Raw genomic sequence first — 21,640 nt, 5'->3', positions numbered from 1 at the left:
CCGCGAGGCGGGGCGGGGCGGGGCCGTCGGGCACGTCCTGTGCACGTGGCGTCGTCGCGGCGCCGGCCGGCCCGCGCTGTGTGCACACGGCGCGGGCCGGGATGGGCGCCGGGGCGCCGTCCCCAGGTACGGGGCGGGCGGCGGGGAGGCGCCGGACACGCAACTACCCTCGGCGTCGTGCTCGCCTGGCCCGCCCCGCTGCTCCCCACCCTGCCCGGCTCCGGTCCGGTGCTGCGCCTGTTCGACACCGCGCGCGGGGAGGTCGTGCCCACCGAGCCCGGCGCGGTGGCGCGGATGTACGTCTGCGGCATCACCCCCTACGACGCCACCCACCTCGGGCACGCGGCCACCTACCTGGCCTTCGACCTGGTCAACCGGGTGTGGCGGGACGCCGGACACGCTGTCCACTACGTGCAGAACGTCACCGACATCGACGACCCGCTGCTCGAGCGCGCCGAGCGCGACGGCGAGGACTGGGTCGTGCTCGGCATGCGCGAGACGGCGCTGTTCCGCGAGGACATGACCGCGCTGCGGGTGCTGCCGCCGGAGGACTACGTGGGCGCGGTGGCCGCGATCCCGCGGATCGTCGCCCACGTGGAGACCCTGCTCGACGAGGGCCTGGCCTACGTGATCGGCGACGGCACCGGCGACGTCTACCACGACGTCTCCCAGGCCCCCGGCTTCGGCGCGGAGTCCGGCTACGACGAGACGACGATGCTGGCGCTCTCGGCCGAGCGCGGCGGTGACCCCGACCGGCCGGGCAAGCGCAGCCGGCTCGACCCGCTGCTGTGGCGCGGCCGCCGCGAGGGCGAGCCCGCCTGGCCCGGCCCGCGCGGCATCGCCGGCCGGCCCGGCTGGCACATCGAGTGCGCCACGATCGCGCTGGACACCATCGGCACCGGCTTCGACGTGCAGGGCGGCGGCAGCGACCTGGTCTTCCCGCACCACGAGTACTCCGCCGTCCACGCCGAGGCGCTCACCGCCGCCGAGACGGGGGAGAAGGGCCCGTTCGCCCGGGCCTACGTGCACGCGGCGATGATCGGCCTCGACGGCGAGAAGATGAGCAAGAGCCGCGGCAACCTGGTCTTCGTCTCCAAGCTGCGCGGCGAGGGCGTCGACCCGATGGCCATCCGGCTGGCGCTGCTGTCGGGCCACTACCGCACCGACCGCGCCTGGACGCCGGACCTGCTGTCGGCCGCCCAGGAGCGGCTGGCCACCTGGCGCCGGGCGGCCGCCCTGCCCGCGGGCGCCCCGGCCGCGCCGGTGCTCGCCGGGCTCCGCGAGCGCCTGGCCGACGACCTCGACAGCCCCGGCGCGATCGCCGTCGTCGACGCCTGGGCGGCGGCCACGCTGGCCGGGGACGGCGACGCCGAGGACGGCGCCCCGGCGATGGTGGCCGACGCCGTCGACGCGCTGCTCGGTGTCGCGCTGCAGGAGGGCTAAGTGTCCGGCGGGTTCCGGCTCACCGGCCGCGCGGCCCGCGAGGCGGCGGAGTCCGGGCTCGCCCCCGCCGCGGCCCGCTCGGCGGCCACCCGCGGCCGCGCCGTCGACGAGCCCGAGGACCGGCTGCGCACCGCCTTCGAGCGCGACCGCGACCGGATCCTGCACGCCAAGGCCTTCCGCCGGCTCAAGCACAAGACGCAGGTCTTCCTCAACCCCGACGGCGACCACTTCGTCACCCGGCTCACCCACACCCTGCAGGTCACCCAGGTGGCCCGGGCCATCGCCCGCGCGCTCGGGCTCAACGAGACCCTCGCCGAGGCGATCGCGCTGGGCCACGACGTCGGCCACTCGCCGTTCGGCCACATCGGGGAGGACGCCTTCGACCCCTACGTGCCCGGCGGCTGGCACCACGCGGCGCAGGGCGTGCGGATCGTGGAGGTCCTCGAGCACCTGAACCTGACGTGGGAGGTGCGCGACGGGATCCGCGCGCACAGCTGGAAGATCGCCCCGCCGCCGGCGACCCGCGAGGGGGAGTGCGTCCGCTACGCCGACCGGATCGCCTACCTGTCCCACGACGCCCTCGACGCCGTCCGCGCCGGGGTGCTGGTGCCCGGCGACCTGCCCGCGGTGGCGCGGGAGTCCTTCGGGGAGCCGGGCAGCGCCATGGTCGGGGCGATGGTCGACGCCGTCGTCGCCGGCTCCCTGGCCGACGGCAGCCGGGTGGTCATGGCCCCGGAGCCGCTGGCGGCGATGCACCGGCTGCGGACGTTCATGTTCGAGCGGGTCTACCTGTCCGAGACCGCCGCCGGGCAGAAGCAGCTGGCCATCGACGTCATCCGCCGGCTGGTCGACCACCACCTGGCCCACCCCGAGCTGATCCCGCCGACCTACCGCGACACCGAGGCCGACCTCATCACCCAGGTCGTCGACCACGTGTCCGGCATGACCGACCGGTTCGCCCTCGCCACCCACGACCGGCTCTTCGGCGACGACGCCGCAGCGCGGATGGCCCCGCTGCTGCGCCGGTGAGCGGAGCGGGGCGGCCTGGCCCCGGACTGCCGGCTCGACCGTTATCCCCAACTACCGCGCCGACCCGGGCCGGGCGCCGACCACGGCGGGCCGGCGACCGGGACCGGTCAGCTGGGGGAGGAGCCGCGCCGGCGCAGGTAGCGCTCGAACTCCCGGGCGATCTGGTCGCCGTTGGCCTGCGAGAGGTCGCTCTCGGTGGCGCGCTCCTCGAGCGAGCGCACGTACTCGACGACCTCGGCGTCCTCCTGGGCCATCTCGTCGACGGTCCGGACCCAGTCGTCGGCCTGCGCGGGCAGCGCCCCGAGCGGCACCGGCAGCTCGAGCACCTCCTCGACCCGCTGCAGCAGCGCGACGGTGGCCCGCGGGGAGGGCGGCTGGGAGACGTAGTGGGGGACGGCGGCCCAGAAGCTCACCGCGGGCAGGCCCTGCTGCACGCACGCGTCCTGGAAGACGCCGAGGATGCCCGTCGGGCCCTCGTAGCGGGAGGTCTCCAGGCCGTAGGCCCGCGCGGACTCCTGGTCGTAGGCCGAGCCGCTCACCGGCGTGGGCCGGGTGTGCGGGGTGTCGGCGAGCAGCGCGCCCAGCGCGACGACGGTCTGCACGTCGAGCTCCTGGCACAGCTCGATCAGCTCGGCGCAGAAGCCGCGCCAGCGCATGTTGGGCTCGATCCCCCGGATGAGGACGACGTCGCGGTCGCTGCCCGGCGGCCGGGCCACCGAGACCCGCGTCGTCGGCCACTCGATGCGCCGGCTGACGCCCTCGACCAGGGAGACGGTGGGGCGGTTGACCTGGAAGTCGTAGTAGTCCTCGGGGTCGAGCGCGGCGAGGGGGGTGGCGTCCCAGATGAGCTCGAGGTGCTCGAGCGCCCCGGTGGCGGCGTCCCCGGCGTCGTTCCAACCCTCGAAGGCGACCACCGCCACCGGCTGGTTCAGCTGGGGCAGGTCATCGGGAGCGGACTTCGGGTCGATCACCCCTGCGAGCCTACGTCGATCGCGGCGCGCACCCCGCGTGGCGCGGGTGGGAGGATGGCACGGGCCCGCGGCACCGCCTCCGACGACGCAGGGAACACGCGCGGCCCAGCGGCTGCTGCCCGAGCAGCAGGACCTGCCGCCGACCGACCCCGAGGACGCCCGTGACCGACGCCCCGCAGCTCCGTCCCGACGCCACCGCGGAGCTCACCGCCCTGCTCGAGCAGCGCATCCTGGTGCTCGACGGCGCGATGGGGACGGCGATCCAGCAGCAGCGGCCGAGCGAGGCCGACTACCGCGGGGAGCGGTTCGCCGACTGGCCGGCCGACCTGCGGGGCAACAACGACCTGCTCGTGCTCACCCGGCCCGAGCTCGTCGCGGGCATCCACCGCGAGTACCTCGAGGCCGGCGCCGACGTCGTCGAGACCAACACCTTCAACGCCAACGCCGTCTCGCTGGCCGACTACGGCATGGCCTCCCTGGCCCGCGAGATCAACGAGGCCGCCGCCCGGCTGGCCCGCCGCGAGGCCGACGCGATGACCGCCCGCACCCCGGAGCGGCCCCGGTACGTCGCCGGCGCCCTCGGGCCGACCACCCGGACGGCGTCGATCTCGCCCGACGTCAACGACCCCGGCGCCCGCAACGTCACCTTCGGCCAGCTCGTCGCGGCCTACCGCGAGCAGGCCGACGGCCTGGTCGACGGCGGCGCCGACCTGCTGCTGGTCGAGACGGTCTTCGACACGCTCAACGCCAAGGCCGCGATCGTCGCCCTGGAGTCGCTGTTCGACGAGCGCGGCCGCCGCTGGCCGGTCGTCGTCTCGGGCACGATCACCGACGCGTCGGGCCGCACCCTGTCAGGGCAGACCACCGAGGCGTTCTGGCACTCGGTGCGGCACGTGCGGCCACTCGCCGTCGGGCTCAACTGCGCGCTGGGCGCCAAGGAGCTGCGCCCCTACGTCGCCGAGCTCGCCCGCGTCGCCGACACCTTCGTCTCCTGCTATCCCAACGCCGGCCTGCCCAACGCCTTCGGCGAGTACGACGAGGCGCCGGAGGAGACCGCCGGCGTGCTGCAGGACTTCGCCGAGGACGGCTTCGTCAACCTCGTCGGCGGCTGCTGCGGCACCACCCCGGCGCACGTCGCCGCCATCGCCGCCGCCGTCGCCGGGCGCGCGCCGCGCACCCCGCCGGCGGCCCGCCCGGCGCTGCGGCTGTCGGGCCTGGAGCCGGTGACCGTCGACGAGGACTCGCTGTTCGTCAACGTCGGGGAGCGCACCAACATCACCGGCTCGGCGCGCTTCCGCCGGCTGGTCCGCGACGGCGACTACGCCGGCGCGCTCGCCGTGGCCCGCCAGCAGGTCGAGGCCGGCGCCCAGGTCATCGACGTCAACATGGACGAGGGCATGATCGACGGCGTCGCGGCGATGACCCGCTTCACCCGCCTGATCGCCGCCGAGCCCGACATCTGCCGCGTGCCGGTGATGGTCGACTCCTCGAAGTGGGAGGTCATCGAGGCCGGCCTGCAGCAGCTGCAGGGGAAGTCGATCGTCAACTCGATCTCGCTGAAGAACGGCGAGGAGGAGTTCGTCCGGCAGGCCGAGCTGTGCCGCCGGTACGGCGCCGCCGTCGTCGTCATGGCCTTCGACGAGGACGGGCAGGCCGACACCCTGGAGCGGCGGCAGCAGATCTGCCGCCGGGCCTACGACGTGCTCGTCGACCGGGTGGGCCTCCCGCCCGAGGACGTCGTCTTCGACCCCAACGTCTTCGCCGTCGCCACCGGCATCGAGGAGCACGCCCGCTACGGGCTGGACTTCATCGAGGCCACCCGCTGGATCAAGGCGAACCTGCCGCACGCGCGGGTCTCCGGCGGGGTGTCCAACGTGTCGTTCTCCTTCCGCGGCAACAACCGCGTCCGGGAGGCCATCCACGCGGTGTTCCTCTTCCACGCCGTCGCCGCCGGCATGGACATGGGGATCGTCAACGCCGGTGCGCTCGAGGTGTACGAGGAGGTCCCGGCGCGGCTGCGCGAGCGCATCGAGGACGTCGTCCTCGCCCGCCGGCCCGACGCGACCGAGCGGCTGCTGGAGATCGCCGGGGAGTACGCCGCCACCGGTGCCGCCGAGGAGGCGGCCACCGAGGAGTGGCGGTCGCTGCCGGTCGCCGAGCGGATCACCCACGCGCTGGTCAAGGGCGTCGACGAGTTCGTCGAGGCCGACACCGAGGAGCTGCGCCTCGAGATCGCCGCCCGCGGCGGCCGGCCGATCGAGGTCATCGAGGGCCCGCTGATGAGCGGGATGAACGTCGTCGGCGACCTGTTCGGCGCCGGCAAGATGTTCCTGCCGCAGGTGGTCAAGTCCGCGCGGGTGATGAAGAAGGCCGTCGCCCACCTGGTGCCGTTCATCGAGGCCGAGCGGCAGCCCGGCGATGCCGAGCGCACCAACGGCCGCGTCGTCATGGCCACCGTCAAGGGCGACGTCCACGACATCGGCAAGAACATCGTCGGCGTCGTCCTGCAGTGCAACAACTACGACGTCGTCGACCTCGGCGTCATGGTCCCGGCGCAGAAGATCCTGGACACCGCCAAGGAGGTCGGCGCCGACGTCATCGGCCTGTCCGGGCTGATCACCCCGTCGCTGGACGAGATGGTCGGCCTGGCCGCCGAGATGGAGCGGCAGGGCTTCGAGGTGCCGCTGCTCATCGGCGGGGCGACGACGTCGCGCGCGCACACCGCGGTCAAGGTCGCGCCGCGCTACCACGGGCCGGTCATCTGGGTGAAGGACGCGTCGCGGTCGGTGCCCGTCGTCGCCGCGCTGCTGTCCGACGAGCAGCGCCCCGGCCTGCTGACCGCCACCGACGCCGAGTACGCGGGGCTGCGCGAGCGGCACGCCGCCCGCACCGACACCCGCACGCTGCTGCCGATCGCCGCCGCTCGCGCCGCGGCGCCTGCGCTCGACTGGTCGTCGTACGAGCCGCCGCGGCCGCGGGCGGGGACCGGCGTGCAGGTGCTGCGCGACTACCCGCTCGAGGAGCTGCGCGGCTACATCGACTGGCAGCCGTTCTTCACCGCGTGGGAGATGCGCGGCCGGTTCCCCGACCTGCTGCACAACCCGGCCACCGGCGAGGCGGCGCGGCGGCTGTTCGACGACGCGCAGGCGATGCTCGACCGGATCGTCGCCGAGCGCTGGCTGACCGCCCACGGCGTGTTCGGGTTGTTCCCGGCGGCGCGGGTCGACGGCGAGGACCTCGAGGTCTACACCGACGGGTCCCGCAGCGAGGTGCGCGCGGTGCTGCACCAGCTGCGGCAGCAGACCGAGGGCCGCGACGGCGCCCCGCGCACGTCGCTGGCCGACTTCGTCGCACCGCGGGAGAGCGGCCTGGCCGACCACGTCGGCGCCTTCGCCGTCACCGCGGGGCTGGGCGCGGCCGAGCGGGTGGCCGCGTTCAAGGCCGCCCACGACGACTACTCGGCGATCCTGCTCGAGGCGCTGGCCGACCGGCTGGCGGAGGCGTTCGCCGAGCGGCTGCACGAGCGGGTGCGGCGGGAGTTCTGGGGCTACGCGGCCGACGAGCGGCTGGACAACGACGCGCTGATCGCCGAGCGCTACCGCGGCATCCGCCCCGCGCCGGGCTACCCGGCCTGCCCGGAGCACACCGAGAAGCAGACGATCTGGGAGCTGCTCGACGTCGAGGCCGCGATCGGCCTGCGGCTGACCGAGTCGATGGCCATGTGGCCGGGTGCCGCGGTCAGCGGGCTGTACTTCTCCCACCCGGAGGCGCGCTACTTCAACCTGGGCCGGATCGGCCGCGACCAGGTCGAGGACTACGCGCGCCGCAAGGGCTGGACCCTCGCCGAGGCCGAGCGCTGGCTGGCACCCAACCTGGGCTACCGCACCGACGACGACTGACAACCCGTCCGTCGGGTGCCAATAGCGCGCTGAAGGCACCCCGCCCCCGCCGCTCGCCCGCAGCGACGACGGGCTCGCCGTCGGACACGACGCCACCGCGCGGACGCCCGGCGAGGACGTCGTCCCCGCTCGGCGGAGCGGCCAGGCCCTAGCGTGGCCGCCGCTGCTGCTACCGAGGTGCCCTGACCCGGGACCGGAGGCGCGCCGCGGGCCCGGGCGGAGACGAGGCGGTCATGGCCGAGCCCCCCGGGCAGGACGTCGTCGTGGTCGGCGGTGGGCTGGCCGGCCTGACCGCGGCCCGGGAGCTGCGGCACGCCTGCCTGCGGGTCCTGGTGCTCGAGGCCCGGGACCGGCTCGGCGGCCGGACCCGCACCGCGCAGCTGGGCGGCCGGGACGTCGAGCTCGGCGGCGCCCAGGTGCACTGGTTCCAGCCGCACGTCTTCGCCGAGCTGACCCGGTACGGCATCCCGTACCGGCCGCTCCCGGTACCGGGGCGGGCCACCTACTGGAGCGGGGGGCGGCTGCACGAGGAGCCGATGGCCGCGCTGGCCCCCCGGCTGTCCGAGGTCTTCGCCCGGCTGCTCCCCGAGGGCCGCGAGGTCTTCCCCCTGCCGCACCTGCCCCTCGCCGTCCCCGACGCCGTCGCGGCGCTCGACGGCCTGTCCGTGCAGGACCGGCTCGACGCCACCGAGCTGTCGGCCGCCGACCGCGACCTGGCCGCCGCGCTGCTGTCCACCTCGGCGTCGGCACCGAACTCCGAGGCCGGCCTGCTGACGCTCGTGCGCGAGATCGCGCTGGCCGGCTGGGATCTCTGGCTGTGGATGGACGCGATGGGCGCGTTCGGCATCCGGACGGCGGACCTCGTGACGGCGCTCGCCGACGACGGCGCCCCGGAGGTGCGCACCTCGGCGCCGGTGGCCCGGGTCGAGCAGCACGACGCCACCGTCACCGTGACGACCCGGGACGGCACCGCCGTCCCGGCGTCGGCCGTGGTCGTCGCGCTGCCGCTCAACGTGCTGGGGTCGGTGGACTTCCGGCCGGCCCTCGACCGGGCCAAGCAGGCGGTCGTGGCGGAGGGGCAGGCCGGCCGGGGGGTCAAGCTGTGGGCGCTGGTCGGCGGGGTGGACGAGCCGGTCCTCGCGCTGGCTCCCGACTCCCGCCCGGTCACCGTGGTGACCAGCTGGGAGCTGCTCGACGACGGCCGGCACCTGCTCTTCGCCCTCGGTCCGGACGCCGCCCGGGTGCCTCCCGGTGACGAGCGGGCGGTGCGCGCGGCGTTCGAGGAGCTGCTGCCGGCCGGGGCGCGGATCGAGGCGGTCACCGCCCACGACTGGTGCACCGACGAGTTCTCCCGCGGCACGTGGGCCACCCCCCGCCCCGGCCGGCTCGCCGCCCTCCCCGCGCTGCAGGCGCCCGAGGGACGGGTCGTCCTGGCCGGTGGGGACCACGCCGCCGGGTGGACCGGCACGATGGACGGCGCGATCGAGTCCGGGCTGGTCGCCGCCCGCACCGTCCGCCGGCTCCTCGGGGGCCCGGCCGGCTGACGCCCCGCACCCGCAGTGCGCACGGCCCGCGGGGCGGCTCTCACCCGTCCAGCAGGTCGACGGCCTGGCGGGCCATCTCCAGCTCCTCGTCGGTGGGCACGACCAGGACGGCGACCCGGCTGTCGTCGGCCGAGACCCGGCGACCGCCGGGGGCCCGGTCGGCGTTGCGCTCCTCGTCGAGCCGGACGCCGAGGGGCTCCATCCCGGCCAGCGACCGCGACCGCACCACCGGGTCGTTCTCCCCGATGCCGCCGGTGAAGGCGATCGCGTCGGTGCGGCCCAGCACGGCCAGGTAGGCGCCCACGTACTTGCGCACCCGGTGGCAGAACACGTCGAGGGCGAGCGCGGCGTCGGCGTCGCCGTCGGCGATCCGCCGGTGCACCTCGCGCAGGTCGTTGGTGCCGGCCAGCGCCAGCATGCCGCTGGAGGTGTTCAGCGCCCGGTCGACCTCCTCGGGCCCGAGCCCGGCCACCCGGTGCAGGTGCGCGACGACGGCGGGGTCGACGTCGCCGGAGCGGGTGCCCATGACCAGCCCCTCCAGCGGGGTCATGCCCATCGAGGTGTCCACGCTGCGGCCGCCGGCGACGGCGGTGGCGCTCGCGCCGTTGCCGAGGTGCAGCACCACGGTGTTGACCTGCTCGACCGGACGCCCGAGCAGCCCGGCGGCGGCGCGGGAGACGAACGCGTGCGACGTGCCGTGGAAGCCGTAGCGCCGCACGCCGTGCTCGCGCGCCCACTGCGGGGGGACCGCGTAGGTGTGCGCCGCGGGCGGCAGGGTGGCGTGGAAGGCGGTGTCGAAGACCGCCACGTGCGGCAGGCCGGGGAAGGTGCGGCGGGCCACCTCGATGCCCACGGCGTTGACCGGGTTGTGCAGCGGCGCGAGCGTGGCCAGCTCGCGGATCGCCCGCAGCACGCCGTCGTCGACCAGCACCGGCGCGGAGAACCGGTCGCCGCCGTGTACCACCCGGTGGGCGACCGCGACCAGCCCGGCGTCGGCCAGCGACGGGCCGCTGCGCTCGAAGGCGGCCAGCGCCGCCGCCAGCGCCTCGGCGTGGTCGGGCAGCGCCTGCTCGACCACCGCCGGCGGCGCACCGGGCCGGGAGTGGCTGAGCCGGCCGGAGGGCTGCCCGACCCGCTCGGCCAGCCCCCAGGCCAGGGCCTCGCCGGCGGCGACGTCGACCAGCCGGTACTTCAGCGACGACGAGCCGCAGTTGACGACGAGCACCCGCCCGGTCACGACTGCGCCCCGCCCCCGGCGGCCGGGCCCTGCGCCTGGATGGCGGTGATCGCCACGGTGTTGACGATGTCCTGCACCGTGGCCCCCCGGGAGAGGTCGTTGACCGGCGCGCGCAGGCCCTGCAGGACCGGGCCCACGGCCACCGCGCCGGCGCTGCGCTGCACGGCCTTGTAGGTGTTGTTGCCGGTGTTGAGGTCGGGGAAGACGAACACCGTGGCCCGCCCGGCCACCGCGCTGCCGGGCAGCTTGGCCTGCGCCACGCCGGCGTCGACCGCGGCGTCGTACTGGATCGGCCCCTCGACCGACAGCTCCGGGGCCCGCTCGCGCACCAGCTCGGTGGCCGTCCGCACCCGGTCGACGTCCTCGCCGCTGCCCGAGGAGCCGGTGGAGTAGGACAGCATCGCCACCCGCGGCTCGACGCCGAAGCGCGCCGCGGTGCCGGCCGAGGTGATCGCGATCTCGGCCAGCTGCTCGGCGCTCGGGTGCACGTTGACCGCGCAGTCGCCGTAGACGAGCACCCGGTCGGCCAAGCACATGAAGAACACGCTGGACACGATCGACACGCCCTCGGTGGTCTTGATCAGCTCCAGCGCGGGGCGGATGGTCTGCGCGGTCGTGTGGGTCGCGCCCGACACCATCCCGTCGGCCAGGCCGAGGGCCACCAGCAGCGTGCCGGCGTAGGAGACGTCGACGACGAGGTCGCGGGCGGCGTCCATGGTCACGCCGCGGTGCGCCCGCCGCCGCGCGTACTCCAGCGCCAGCCGCTCCCGCAGCTCGGGGTCGCACGGGTCGAGCAGCCGCGCCGCGCCGAGGTCGACCCCCGCCCGGGTGGCCGCGGCGCGGACCTCGGCGGGGTCCCCGAGGAGGGTCAGGTCGACCACGCCGCGCCGCAGCAGCCGCTCGGCGGCGCGCAGCACCCGCTCGTCGGTGCCCTCCGGCAGCACGACGTGGCGGCGGTCGGCCCGCGCCCGGTCGAGCAGCTCGTGCTCGAACATCAGCGGCGTGGTCACCCGCGGCCGGGCCAGCGCGGTGCGGCCCAGCAGCTCCCCGGCGTCGACGTGCTCCTCGACGAGGGACAGCGCGACGTCGATCTTGCGCTGCGCGCCGGGGCGGATCCGGCCGGGCACCGACCCGGCGAGGGTGGCGGTGACGTAGGTGTCCCGGTCGGTCACCACGACCGGCACGGTGGCCGGCAGGTGCTCGAGCAGCCGCCGCACCGGGGCGGCCGGCTCGATGCCGCCGGTCAGCACCAGCCCGGCCGGGGCGGGCAGCCCGCCGGCGAGGTGCGCGGCGACCACGCCGAGCACGACGTCGGCCCGGTCGCCGGGGGTGATGACCACGACCTGCTCGACCAGCCGCTCGAGCAGGTTGGGGATGGTCATCGCCGCCACCAGCACCCCGGAGGTCTCCCGGCCCAGCGTGCCGTCGTCCCCGGCCAGCGGGCGGGCGTCGCAGGCGCGAGCCACCTCGGCCATCGTCGGCGCGGTGAGCACCGGCGCCTCCGGCAGCACGTAGACCGGTGGGTCCCCGCCGCCGACCCGCGCCCGCACCGCGGCCAGCCGCGCCGGCGGCACCCGGTTGGCGACGGCGGCGACGACCTCGGCCCCGGCCGCGCGCATGGCCTCGCGGCCCACGCCGAGGGCGACGGCGACGTCGTCGGGGTCGCGGTCGCGGCCGGAGACGACGCACAGGACCGGCAGCCCGAGGTTGGCCGCGATCCGGGCGTTGAGCGCCAGCTCCCGCGCGGCGGCGGCCTCGCTGAAGTCCGAGCCGACGACCAGCACCCCGTCGCAGCGCGCGGCCAGCGCCCGGTAGCGGGCGACGATCTCCGACAGCGCGCGGTCCTCGTCGGCGAGCACGTCGGCGTAGGTCACCCCGGCGCACGCGTCCGCGGTCAGGTCGGGGTGCGCGCGGGGGAGGAGCAGGTCGACGACGCCGTCGGAGCCCTCCCGCGCGGAGACCACCGGCCGGAAGACGCCGAGCCGGCCCACCCGCCGGGCGAGCAGCTCGAACACCCCGAGGGCGACCGCGGACTTGCCGCTGGCCGGTTCGCAGCCGGTGACGTAGAGCCCGTCCGACACCGCCCCACCTCCTGCCCGCGACCCTAGGTGGCCGGGGCCGGTCCGGCCCGGGGAGCGGGTCAGCCGGAGCGGGGCGGGACGGCGATCCGGTACTGGGCGATCTTGCGGTAGAGGGTGGCCCGGCCGATGCCCAGCTCCTCGGCGACCCGCGTCATCGTGGTCCCGGGCTCGGTCAGGCACCGCACGATCTCGTCGCGCTCGAGCCGCTCCAGCCGCGACAGCGGGCGGCCGCCGCCGTCGAGCACCTCCGGGGCGAGGTGGTGCACGTCGACGACGTCGGCGCGGGTCACCGCCTCGCGGACCACCCGCCGCAGCTGCGCGACGTTGCCCGGCCAGCCGTAGCCGGCCAGCGCCCGGGCGGCGCGCGGGGTGAACGACACCGTGCGGTGGCGCTCCTGGCGCGCCGTCCACCCGGCCAGCGGGAGGACGTCGTCGGCCCGGGCGCGCAGCGGCGGCACCTCCACCACGGCGTCGACCAGGCGGGCCAGCGGGTCGGGCAGCGCGGGGTAGTCCGGCGCGGTGAGCACGAACGGCTGCGGCCGGCCGGAGCGGCGGACCGCGGCCAGCACCACGGCGAGCTCCCCGGCCGCCCACGCCGGGAGCGTGGGCAGACCGGAGACGATCACGCAGGTGTCGGTGTCGCGGAGCTCGGGGGTCCACAGGTCCAGCCACGGCGCGACGTCCCCGGCCTCCGGCGCCCGGGCGTGCAGCAGCCGCTGACGGCCGGGCAGCCGGCGGCGGGCGAGCGCGGCCAGCGTCGCCTTGCCCGTCCCCGGCTCCCCGACGACGGCCACCACCCGTGCGGCGGCCACCGCGGCGGCCGCGGCGTCGAGCGCCGACCGCCACGCCGCCGAGACGCAGGGGTCGCCGCCGTCGGGCGCCAGCGACCCGCCGATCACCCGGAACACCTCACCGCGCGGCGCCGGCCGCAGCGCCGGCCGCCCGCCGGTGCGCACCGCCATCAGCGCGCTGGTGGCGCTGGCCGCCGTCTGCGCCAGGCCGAGCAGCAGGTCGGAGGAGGAGTCCGACCAGGTGGTCAGGTTGATGCTGCCGGCGAGTTCCCCGGTCGTGGGCTCGAGCACGGGCGCGGCGGCGCAGGTGTAGCCGCGCAGGTCGGTGCACCAGTGGTCGCCGGCCCGCACCAGCGACGGCGCCCGGTCGGCCAGCGACAGGCCCAGGCCGTTGGTGCCGGCGTTGCGCTCGCTGTAGGAGAACCCCGGCGCCAGGTGCACCCGGTCCAGCGCCCGGTGGATCGAGGCGTCCTCGCCGAGGCGGGCGAGCACGAACCCGTAGGAGTCGGCGACCATCAGGCTCACCGGCTCGTCGGCGATGGTGGCCTGCAGGTCGGTGAGGACCCGGTGGGCGCACTCGTAGAGCAGCGAGCCGGTGTCCGGGGACCCGGTGAACACGGGCACGACCTCGTCGGGCGGGACGCCGTAGCCCTGGCTGCGCCGCCAGGAGGCGCGCACCCGCGGCGCGGCACCGCGGGCGGCCAGCGCCGGGTCGGGCAGCGGGTCCGGGGCGGGGACCGGCTCGTCCACGGGGCCTCCCGGCCGGCTGTCGGACGCATCGGGGCGTGTGACCTGTGCCACGGCAATGTACGCGCCGGCGGCCGCCAGAGGTGTCTCAGAGTGAGACGGCGCGACCGTGGGCGGCCTGCTCCCCCGGACGTAGCGTCGGCGGCGCAGAGGTGACCCGCCTCACACACCGGAGCCGACGGAGGCCGACGGATGTACACCAAGGACGGCGAGCAGTACTACGTGGTGGACTCGCACATCGCGCTGTGGGACGCCCGTCCCGAGAACCAGCGCAACGTCCACGGCAAGCAGTTCATCGACTGCTTCTACGACTACCACCGCAACCTGTCGCCCGAGTCCGAGGTCTGGGGTTACGAGGAGTACCTCTACCAGGGCGGCGAGCGGCTGATGCGCGACGTCTTCGTCGACGGCATCGTCGACCACGCCGTCTTCCAGCCCGCCCGGCTGGCCGAGTTCTACCACCGCGGTTTCGGCCAGACCGAGGAGGCGTTCGCCCTCGCCCAGGCCCACCCCGACAAGCTGACCTACAACCACTACTGGGACCCGCGCGACGGCGAGAACGGCCTCGACGCGCTGCGCGCCGACGCCGAGCGGATGCACCTGCAGGGCGTGAAGCTCTACACCGCCGACTGGCACGGGGACTCCCGCGGCTGGAAGCTCACCGACCCGATGGCCTACCGCTACTTCGAGGCCTGCCGGGAGCTGGGGATCCGCAACATCCACATCCACAAGGGCCCGACGATCCGCCCGCTCGACCGCGACGCCTTCGACGTGGCCGACGTCGACCACGCCGCCTCGGACTTCACCGACCTGAACTTCGTCGTCGAGCACTGCGGGCTGCCGCGGCTGGAGGACTTCTGCTGGATCGCCACCCAGGAGCCCAACGTGTACGCGGGCCTGGCGGTGGCGATCCCGTTCATCCACACCCGCCCGCGGTACTTCGCGCAGATCATGGGCGAGCTCGTCTACTGGCTCGGCGAGGACCGCATCCTCTTCGCCAGCGACTACGCGCTGTGGACGCCCAAGTGGCTGGTCGAGCGGTTCGTCGACTTCCAGATCCCCGAGGACATGACCGAGTACGCCCCGCTGACCACCGAGGTGAAGAAGAAGGTCCTCGGCCTCAACGCCGCCGAGCTCTACGACCTGCCGGTGCCCGAGCACCTGCGGCTGCCCGACGCCGACGAGACCGCCACCGGCCCGCGCGAGCCGGCCGCCGCCGACCTCGCGGGCGTCCGGTGACCGCCGTCCTCCCCGCGCTGGGCGGAACCGAGGCCCCCGTCACCGAGAGCGGGGTCCGCGCCGCGCTCGGCACCGTCGTCGACCCCGAGCTCGACGAGCCGATCACCGACGTCGGCTTCGTCCGCTCGGTGGCGGTGGCGGGGCGCTCCGTCGAGGTGCACCTGCGGCTGCCCACCTCGTTCTGCGCGCCCAACTTCGCCTGGCTGATGGTCTCCGACGCCCACGACGCGGTGTCCGCGATCCCCGGGGTGGACTCGGTGGTGGTCGAGCTCGACGACCACCACGACTCCGACCTCATCAACCGGGGGCTCGCCGCGGGGCTGGGCTACCGGGGCACCTTCGGCCACGAGGCCGAGGAGTCCCTCGACGAGCTGCGGGCGACCTTCCGGCGCAAGGCGCACACCGCGGCGATGGAGCGGGCGCTGACCGTCCTGCTCCGCACCGACCCGGCGGTGGACGTCCGGGAGGTCACCCTCGGCGACCTCCCGGCCGACGCCGCGGCCGCCCTGCGCCGCCGGCGGGCGGCGCTCGGCCTGCCCCTCGACGACGCCGCCCCGGTGCTGCTCCACGACGACGGCACCCGCCCCGACCCCGCCCGCGCCGAGACGGTGCTGCGCCGGGCCCGCTCCGTGCGGATCTCGGTCGACGGCAACGCGCACTTCTGCCGCGGGCTGCTCACCACCCGCTACCCCGGGTCGGAGGCCGACCAGACCCCCCGACCCGACGACCGTCCGCTCATCCCCCTGGAGGTGCGCTCATGAAGGCCGTCCGCGTGCACGAGTACCACGCCGACCCGCGGATCGACGAGATCCCCGAACCGCAGCTGCAGGGGCCCCTCGACGTCATCGTCAAGATCGGCGGCGCCGGGGTCTGCCGGACCGACCTGCACATCCTCGAGGGCCAGTGGGCCGAGCTGCAGAACCCGGACCTGCCCTACGTGATCGGGCACGAGAACGCCGGGTGGGTGCACCGGGTGGGGGAGGGCGTCACCAACGTCGCCGTCGGGGACACCGTGATCCTGCACCCCCAGCCCAGCTGCGGGCTGTGCATGCCGTGCCGCGCCGGCCGGGACATGCAGTGCGAGAACGCCTTCTTCCCCGGCCTGTCGAACGACGACGGCGGGATGGCCGAGTACCTGCGCACCACCGCCCGCGCCTGCGTGAAGCTCGACCCCTCCACCAACCCCGCCGACGTCGCCGCGCTCGCCGACGCCGGCATCACCGCCTACCACGCGGTGCGCAAGGCCCTGCCGCTGCTCCACCCGGGGACGACGGCGGTGGTGATCGGGGCCGGCGGCCTCGGGCACATCGGCGTGCAGTGCCTGGCCGCGCTCTCGGCGACCCGGGTGGTCGTCGTCGACCGCAACCCCGACGCCCTGGATCTCGCCCGGCGGATCGGCGCGGACGAGACCGTGGTCGCCGACGGCGACCAGGTGCGGGCCGTCCAGGAGCTGACCGGCGGGGGCGCCGACGTCGTCTTCGACTTCGTCGCCGAGCAGGGTGCGGAGATGGACGGCTGGCGCATGACCCGCCCGGCCGGCTCGTACTACGTCATCGGGTACGGCGGCGAGCTGCGGATCCCGACGCTGGACTTCGTCGCCGGGGAGAAGAACGTCGTCGGCAACATCGTCGGCACCTACACCGACCTGGCCGAGCTGATGGTGCTCGCACAGGCCGGGAAGGTCACCCTGCACACCCAGCAGTACCCGCTCGACCGGGCCGTGGACGCGCTCCGCGACCTCGACGCCGGGAAGGTCCGGGGGCGCGCGATCCTCGTGCCCTGACGCCGTGGCGCCCCCGGCCGGCCCCCGCGCCGGCCGGGGCCGCTGCGCTACCGCTCGTACCGGACGTCCATGCGCTGCACCAGCCCGCCGGCGAGGCGGTAGACGTGGCGGACGGTGGTCCGCGACAGCAGGGTGCCGGCCGGGTCGCGGACGACGAGGGCGACGGTGACCTCGACCGCGCCGTCGGGGCGCTCCCGGATGGTGGTCGGCCGGGCGGAGGGGCGGATGTGCTGCCACTGGCGCTCCCAGTAGGCACGGACGGCGTCCCGCCCGTGCACCCGGCCGCCCTCCCAGGCGTTGGGCCAGTCGACGTCGGGGCTGAGCACGGCGAGCACCCCGTCCAGGTCGTGCGCGCTGTAGGCCCGGTACAGCGACCGGATGACCTCGTCGCGGTCGGGATCGGTCATGGTCGGCGTCCTCCGAGGACGGCGGTCCGATACCCAGCAGGGTCGCACGGACACCGGGCGTGTCGGGACCTCCCGGCGCGCCTACGCCTCGACGTCCATCCGCGCCACCAGGTCGCCGGCGGTGAAGCGGTACACGTGGCGGACCGTGCCCCGCGACAGCACCGCCCCACCCGGGTCGCGGAACACCTGCGCGACGGTGACCTCCACGGTGCCGTCGGGGCGCTCGCGGACGGCGGTGGGCCGGACCGAGGGCCGGACCTGCGCCCACTGGCGCTGCCAGTAGTCGCGGACGCCGTCGTGCCCGTGGACCCGGCCGCCCTCCCAGCCGTTGGGCCAGTCGACGTCGGGGCTCATCGCTCCGAGCACGGTGTCGAGGTCGCGGACGGTGAAGGCCCGGTACAGCGAGCGGAGCCGCTCCTCGCGGTCGGGTGCGGTCATCGGCTGCGGGCCTCCTGGGGCGACGGTCCGGTCGTGGCAGGGCAGGGTGGCACGCAGGACCTCGCCACGGGCGGACCACGGGCACGCGCCATCCTGTGGTCCCCACCGACGCCCGACAGGAGTCCCATGACGCTCGCCGCCCCGCGGCCGCCCGCCACCGGCGCCGACGACGCCGCCCTGCGCGAGATCGAGCAGCGCGTGCTGTGGCTGGCCACCGCGGTCGTCGACCACGCCAACCGGGTGCGCCCGAACCCGTCGGGCCTCAAGGTCGGCGGCCACCAGGCCTCCAGCGCCTCGATGGTGACGATCATGACCGCGCTGTGGCTGGAGCAGCTGCGCGCCGACGACCGGGTGTCGGTCAAGCCGCACGCCAGCCCGGTGCTGCACGCCCTGGAGTTCCTGCTCGGGCAGCTCGACGCCTCCTGGCTGACCACGCTGCGCCAGTTCGGCGGCCTGCAGTCCTACCCCTCGCGGCTCAAGGACCCCGTGCCGGCGGACTACTCCACCGGCTCGGTCGGCATCGGCGCCACCGCGCCGATCTGGGGCGCGCTGGCCCGCCGCTACGTCAACACCCAGTTCGGCGCCGGCGGCACCGGGCGGCAGTGGTCGCTGGTCGGCGACGCCGAGCTCGACGAGGGCGCGGTGTGGGAGGCCGTGCTCGACCCGATGGTCGCCGAGCTCGGCGAGGTCGTGTGGGTGGTCGACCTCAACCGGCAGTCGCTGGACCGCGTCGTCCCCACCATGGGCGTCCCCCGGCTGCAGGGGATGTTCGCCGCGGCCGGCTGGCAGGTCCTCACCGTCAAGTACGGCCGGCTGCTCGAGGAGCTGTTCACCCGCCGCGGCGGGCCGGCGCTGCGCGCCCGGATCGACGGCATGAGCAACGCCGAGTACCAGCGGATGGTCCGCCGCACGCCGGCCGAGCTGCGCGCCCACCTGCCGGGGGAGGAGCCCGGCGCCGACGCGATCGCCGCGCTGATCGCCGACGTGCCCGACGACACCCTGGTGGCCGCGGTGCGCAACCTCGGCGGGCACGACCTGGCCGCGCTGCGGGAGGCCTTCGCGCAGATCGACGACACCCGCCCCACCGTCGTCATCGCCTACACGCTCAAGGGCTACGGCCTGGCCACCGAGGGCCACCCGCAGAACCACTCGGCGCTGCTCACCGAGGCGCAGCTGGGCGAGCTGGCCGCCCGCGTCGGCGTCGACCCGGCCGACCCCTGGGCCGGCTTCCCGGCCGGCGGCGCGCCGGCGCGGCTGCTCGCCGCCGCCGCCGAGCGGCTGGCCCGCACCCCGCCGGAGCAGGCCGCGGCGCCCGACGTCCCGGCCGACCTCGGCCGCACCCCCCACGGCACGGCCACCACCCAGGCGGCGCTGGGCCGCACGCTGCTCGACCTCAACCGCGCCGCGCCCGAGGTGGGCCGGCGGGTGGTCACCGTCAGCCCCGACGTGTCGAGCTCGACCAACCTCGGCGGCTGGGTGAACAAGGTCGGCGTCTGGTCGCACGAGGACCGGCGCAACTGGTTCGCCGACGACCCCGAGACGATCCTGCACTGGCGCGAGCGGCCCTCCGGCCAGCACGTCGAGCTCGGCATCGCCGAGACCAACCTGGTCGGCGCCATCGGCGAGCTGGGCGCCACGTGGTCGCGCTGGGGCCAGCCGCTGCTGCCGATCGGCGTGCTCTACGACCCCTTCGTCGGGCGGGCGCTGGAGCCGTGGTCGTTCACCGTCTACGCCGGCGGGCAGTCGCTGCTGGTGGGCACCCCGTCGGGGGTGACGCTGGCGCCCGAGGGCGGCGCGCACCAGTCGATCACCACGCCGTCGATCGGCCTGGAGCAGCCCGGCTGCCTCTCCTACGAGCCGGCGTTCGCGCTGGACGCCGAGTGGTGCCTGCTCGCCGCGCTCGGGCAGATGGGCCGCCCCGGCGGGCAGTCGGCCTACCTGCGGCTGTCCACCCGCCCGGTCGACCAGGCGCTGGCCGCCGTCCCGGCCGACCCCGCCGCCCGGGAGCGCCGCCGTCGCCAGGTGGTGGCCGGCGCCTACCCGCTGCGCCGGGTGCCGCGCCCGGCGGTGACCGTGGCCGCGATGGGCGCCGTCGTCCCCGAGGCCCTGGCCGCCGCCGAGCGCCTCGACGGGCTCGGGTTCCCCGCCGACGTGGTGGTGGTGACCAGCCCCGGCCTGCTCTTCCGCGCCGCGCAGGCCCGCCGCGGCCTGGACGATGCCTCGCCGTGGGTGCTCGACGGCGTGCTGCCCGCCGACCGGGCCACCCCGCTGCTCACCGTGCTCGACGGCCACCCGCACACGCTGGCCTTCCTCGCCGGCGTGCGGAGCGTGCCGGCCACGCACCTGGGCGTCACCCGCTTCGGGCAGAGCGGCGACCTCGACAGCGTGTACCGGTACCATGGTCTCGACGTCGACTCGCTGGTCGGCGCCGCGCTCGACCTCGTGGACTAGCGCCGTCCCCACCGCCCGGTGCCCGACCTCGCCCCACAGTGCGGGGTCGGGCACCGCACGGTGCGGACGGCCGCACGGTCACGGATTCGACATGACGTCCTGATGACCGGGGTGCCGCGCGCAGCGCCGTGGCACCGGTGTGGAACCGTTGCACCTGTGATCGGACACGAGGACCTCGCCGTGCGGACGCTCGGTCCGTGCCGCATCGACTCGCCGCTGGCCGAGCGGCTCGCCTCGCGCGAGACGACGCAGCACTCGGTGGTGGAGGAGGACCGGATCCTCTTCGACGACACCATCTCCATGGCCGGCGCCCGCGGGCTGCCGGTCGAGCAGCTGCCCAGCCTCGAGCCCGGCGGCCCGCGCAAGCGCATCTACTTCGACCCGGCCAAGACCCGGGTCGGCATCGTCACCTGCGGCGGGCTGTGCCCCGGCCTCAACGACGTCATCCGCGGGCTGGTGCTGGAGCTGAGCCGGCACTACGGCGTCCGGCGCATCGTCGGCTTCCGCAACGGCTACCGCGGCTTCATCCCGCACTACGGCGAGGACGTCGTCGACCTCACCCCCGAGGTCGTCCAGCACATCGACGACGAGGGCGGCACCATCCTCGGCACCTCCCGGGGCGTGCAGGACCCCGAGGAGATCGTCGACGCCCTCGAGCGGCTCAACATCAACATCCTGTTCGTCGTCGGCGGCGACGGCACCATCCGCGGCGCCATGGAGGTCGTGCGGGTGATCGGCGAGCGCGGCCTGAAGGTGGCCGTGGTCGGGATCCCCAAGACGATCGACAACGACATCCCCTACATCGACCAGAGCTTCGGCTTCCAGACCGCCATGGCCGAGGCGACCAAGTCCATCCACGCGGCCAGCGTCGAGGCGCGGTCGGCGCCCGGCGGGGTCGGGCTGGTCAAGCTGATGGGCCGGCACTCCGGCTTCATCGCCTGCTACTCGGTGCTGGCCAAGGACGACGCCGACTACGTGCTCATCCCCGAGGTGCCCTTCGCGCTGCACGGCGAGCGCGGCTTCCTCGAGCACCTGCGCCGCCGGGTCGAGGACCGCGGGCACGCCGTCGTGGTGGTCGCCGAGGGCGCCGGCCAGGAGCACATCGACGAGGAGGAGCCCGGGCGGGACGCGTCGGGCAACGTGCGGCTGGGCGACATCGGCCGGCTGCTGCGCCGGCTGGTCTGCGAGCACCTGGACAAGGCCGGCGTGGAGAACAACGTCCGCTACTTCGACCCGAGCTACGCCATCCGCAGCGTGCCGGCCAACCCCTACGACAGCGCCTACTGCCTGCGCCTGGCGCACGCCGCGGTGCACGCGGCGATGGCCGGGCGCACCGAGGTGATCGTCGCCCGCCGCCGGCGCCGGTTCGTGCACATCCCCATGCCGCTGGCGGTCAGCCGCCGCAACCACGTCGACCCGCTGGGCGACCTGTGGTTGTCGGTGCTGGAGGCCACCGGCCAGCCGGTGCGCTTCGAGTAGTCCTCACCCGGGCGGGTGGTCGCCCGCCGTCCGGCTGCAGCGGCCCGGCCGGCTGCCGATGGTCCGGTGTCAGGACAGCCGCCCGCCCGGACGACAGGACC

At 75.5% G+C, this 21,640-nt stretch carries 15 protein-coding genes; 9 read left to right on the top strand and 6 right to left on the bottom strand.

What is annotated here, in order from left to right:
- Window positions 1-177: 177 nt before the first annotated feature.
- Window positions 178-1,443 carry a cysteine--1-D-myo-inosityl 2-amino-2-deoxy-alpha-D-glucopyranoside ligase gene (gene mshC, locus ACI78U_RS00475; RefSeq protein ID WP_456873311.1) on the top strand — a complete coding sequence of 422 codons (1,266 nt, stop codon included), beginning with the start codon at window positions 178-180 and terminating at the stop codon, window positions 1,441-1,443.
- A complete protein-coding gene (locus tag ACI78U_RS00470) occupies window positions 1,444-2,472 on the top strand; it encodes an HD domain-containing protein (RefSeq protein ID WP_456873310.1) in 1,029 nt (342 codons plus the stop codon).
- 107 nt (window positions 2,473-2,579) lie between these two features.
- Here ACI78U_RS00470 and ACI78U_RS00465 read toward each other — a convergent pair whose 3' ends face one another.
- Complete coding sequence (locus ACI78U_RS00465; protein WP_456873309.1) at window positions 2,580-3,443, bottom strand: PAC2 family protein; 864 nt, start codon at window positions 3,441-3,443, stop codon at window positions 2,580-2,582.
- A gap of 161 nt (window positions 3,444-3,604) precedes the next feature.
- On the opposite strand from ACI78U_RS00465, the gene metH reads away from it, so the two are divergent.
- Both metH and ACI78U_RS00455 read left to right on the top strand, forming a co-directional pair.
- Window positions 3,605-7,342, top strand: coding sequence for a methionine synthase (gene metH, locus ACI78U_RS00460; RefSeq protein WP_456873308.1), 3,738 nt, complete (start codon window positions 3,605-3,607; stop codon window positions 7,340-7,342).
- Between the two features lie 233 nt (window positions 7,343-7,575).
- On the top strand, window positions 7,576-8,886 hold the full coding sequence (locus tag ACI78U_RS00455; RefSeq protein WP_456873307.1) for a flavin monoamine oxidase family protein: 1,311 nt from the start codon (window positions 7,576-7,578) through the stop codon (window positions 8,884-8,886).
- Window positions 8,887-8,926: 40 nt separating this feature from the next.
- Here ACI78U_RS00455 and ACI78U_RS00450 read toward each other — a convergent pair whose 3' ends face one another.
- From ACI78U_RS00450 to ACI78U_RS00440, 3 genes are read right to left on the bottom strand one after another with little or no spacing between them, the layout of a single operon-like run.
- On the bottom strand, window positions 8,927-10,123 hold the full coding sequence (locus ACI78U_RS00450; protein ID WP_456873306.1) for an acetate/propionate family kinase: 1,197 nt from the start codon (window positions 10,121-10,123) through the stop codon (window positions 8,927-8,929).
- The gene (gene pta, locus ACI78U_RS00445) at window positions 10,120-12,204 is read right to left on the bottom strand and encodes a phosphate acetyltransferase (RefSeq protein ID WP_456873305.1); all 2,085 of its coding nucleotides are present in this window, start codon (window positions 12,202-12,204) and stop codon (window positions 10,120-10,122) included. Before pta ends, ACI78U_RS00450 begins: the two co-directional genes overlap by 4 nt.
- 59 nt (window positions 12,205-12,263) lie before the next feature.
- Window positions 12,264-13,745 carry an AAA-type ATPase lid domain-containing protein gene (locus ACI78U_RS00440; RefSeq protein ID WP_456873304.1) on the bottom strand — a complete coding sequence of 494 codons (1,482 nt, stop codon included), beginning with the start codon at window positions 13,743-13,745 and terminating at the stop codon, window positions 12,264-12,266.
- A 189-nt stretch (window positions 13,746-13,934) separates the two neighbouring features.
- Here ACI78U_RS00440 and ACI78U_RS00435 point away from each other — a divergent pair, with 189 nt between their 5' ends.
- Genes ACI78U_RS00435 through ACI78U_RS00425 form a run of 3 tightly spaced genes read left to right on the top strand, consistent with a single transcriptional unit; the run spans window position 13,935 to window position 16,764 of the window.
- Entirely contained in the window at window positions 13,935-14,981 is a 1,047-nt protein-coding gene (locus ACI78U_RS00435; RefSeq protein WP_456873303.1) for an amidohydrolase family protein, read from the top strand.
- Window positions 14,978-15,742, top strand: a complete 765-nt coding sequence (locus ACI78U_RS00430; protein WP_456873302.1) for a metal-sulfur cluster assembly factor — start codon at window positions 14,978-14,980, stop codon at window positions 15,740-15,742. The genes ACI78U_RS00435 and ACI78U_RS00430 overlap by 4 nt, the downstream gene beginning before the upstream one ends.
- Window positions 15,739-16,764 carry an NAD(P)-dependent alcohol dehydrogenase gene (locus tag ACI78U_RS00425; RefSeq protein WP_456873301.1) on the top strand — a complete coding sequence of 342 codons (1,026 nt, stop codon included), beginning with the start codon at window positions 15,739-15,741 and terminating at the stop codon, window positions 16,762-16,764. The genes ACI78U_RS00430 and ACI78U_RS00425 overlap by 4 nt, the downstream gene beginning before the upstream one ends.
- A gap of 47 nt (window positions 16,765-16,811) precedes the next feature.
- Here the strand turns inward: ACI78U_RS00425 and ACI78U_RS00420 are convergent, their stop codons facing one another.
- Window positions 16,812-17,171, bottom strand: a complete 360-nt coding sequence (locus tag ACI78U_RS00420; protein ID WP_456873300.1) for a nuclear transport factor 2 family protein — start codon at window positions 17,169-17,171, stop codon at window positions 16,812-16,814.
- An 81-nt stretch (window positions 17,172-17,252) separates the two neighbouring features.
- A complete protein-coding gene (locus tag ACI78U_RS00415; protein ID WP_456873299.1) occupies window positions 17,253-17,609 on the bottom strand; it encodes a nuclear transport factor 2 family protein in 357 nt (118 codons plus the stop codon).
- Between the two features lie 126 nt (window positions 17,610-17,735).
- Between ACI78U_RS00415 and ACI78U_RS00410 the strand changes: the two genes are divergently transcribed.
- Window positions 17,736-20,060: a transketolase-like TK C-terminal-containing protein gene (locus ACI78U_RS00410; protein ID WP_456873298.1), complete on the top strand. Its 2,325-nt coding sequence runs from the start codon at window positions 17,736-17,738 to the stop codon at window positions 20,058-20,060.
- A gap of 156 nt (window positions 20,061-20,216) precedes the next feature.
- The gene (locus ACI78U_RS00405) at window positions 20,217-21,539 is read left to right on the top strand and encodes an ATP-dependent 6-phosphofructokinase (protein WP_456873297.1); all 1,323 of its coding nucleotides are present in this window, start codon (window positions 20,217-20,219) and stop codon (window positions 21,537-21,539) included.
- Window positions 21,540-21,640: the final 101 nt, after the last annotated feature.

It is taken from the genome of Geodermatophilus sp. SYSU D00710 (genome assembly GCF_054050195.1).
Note: the sequence above shows the minus strand (reverse complement) of the source record. Positions and strands in the feature narration are given on the sequence as shown.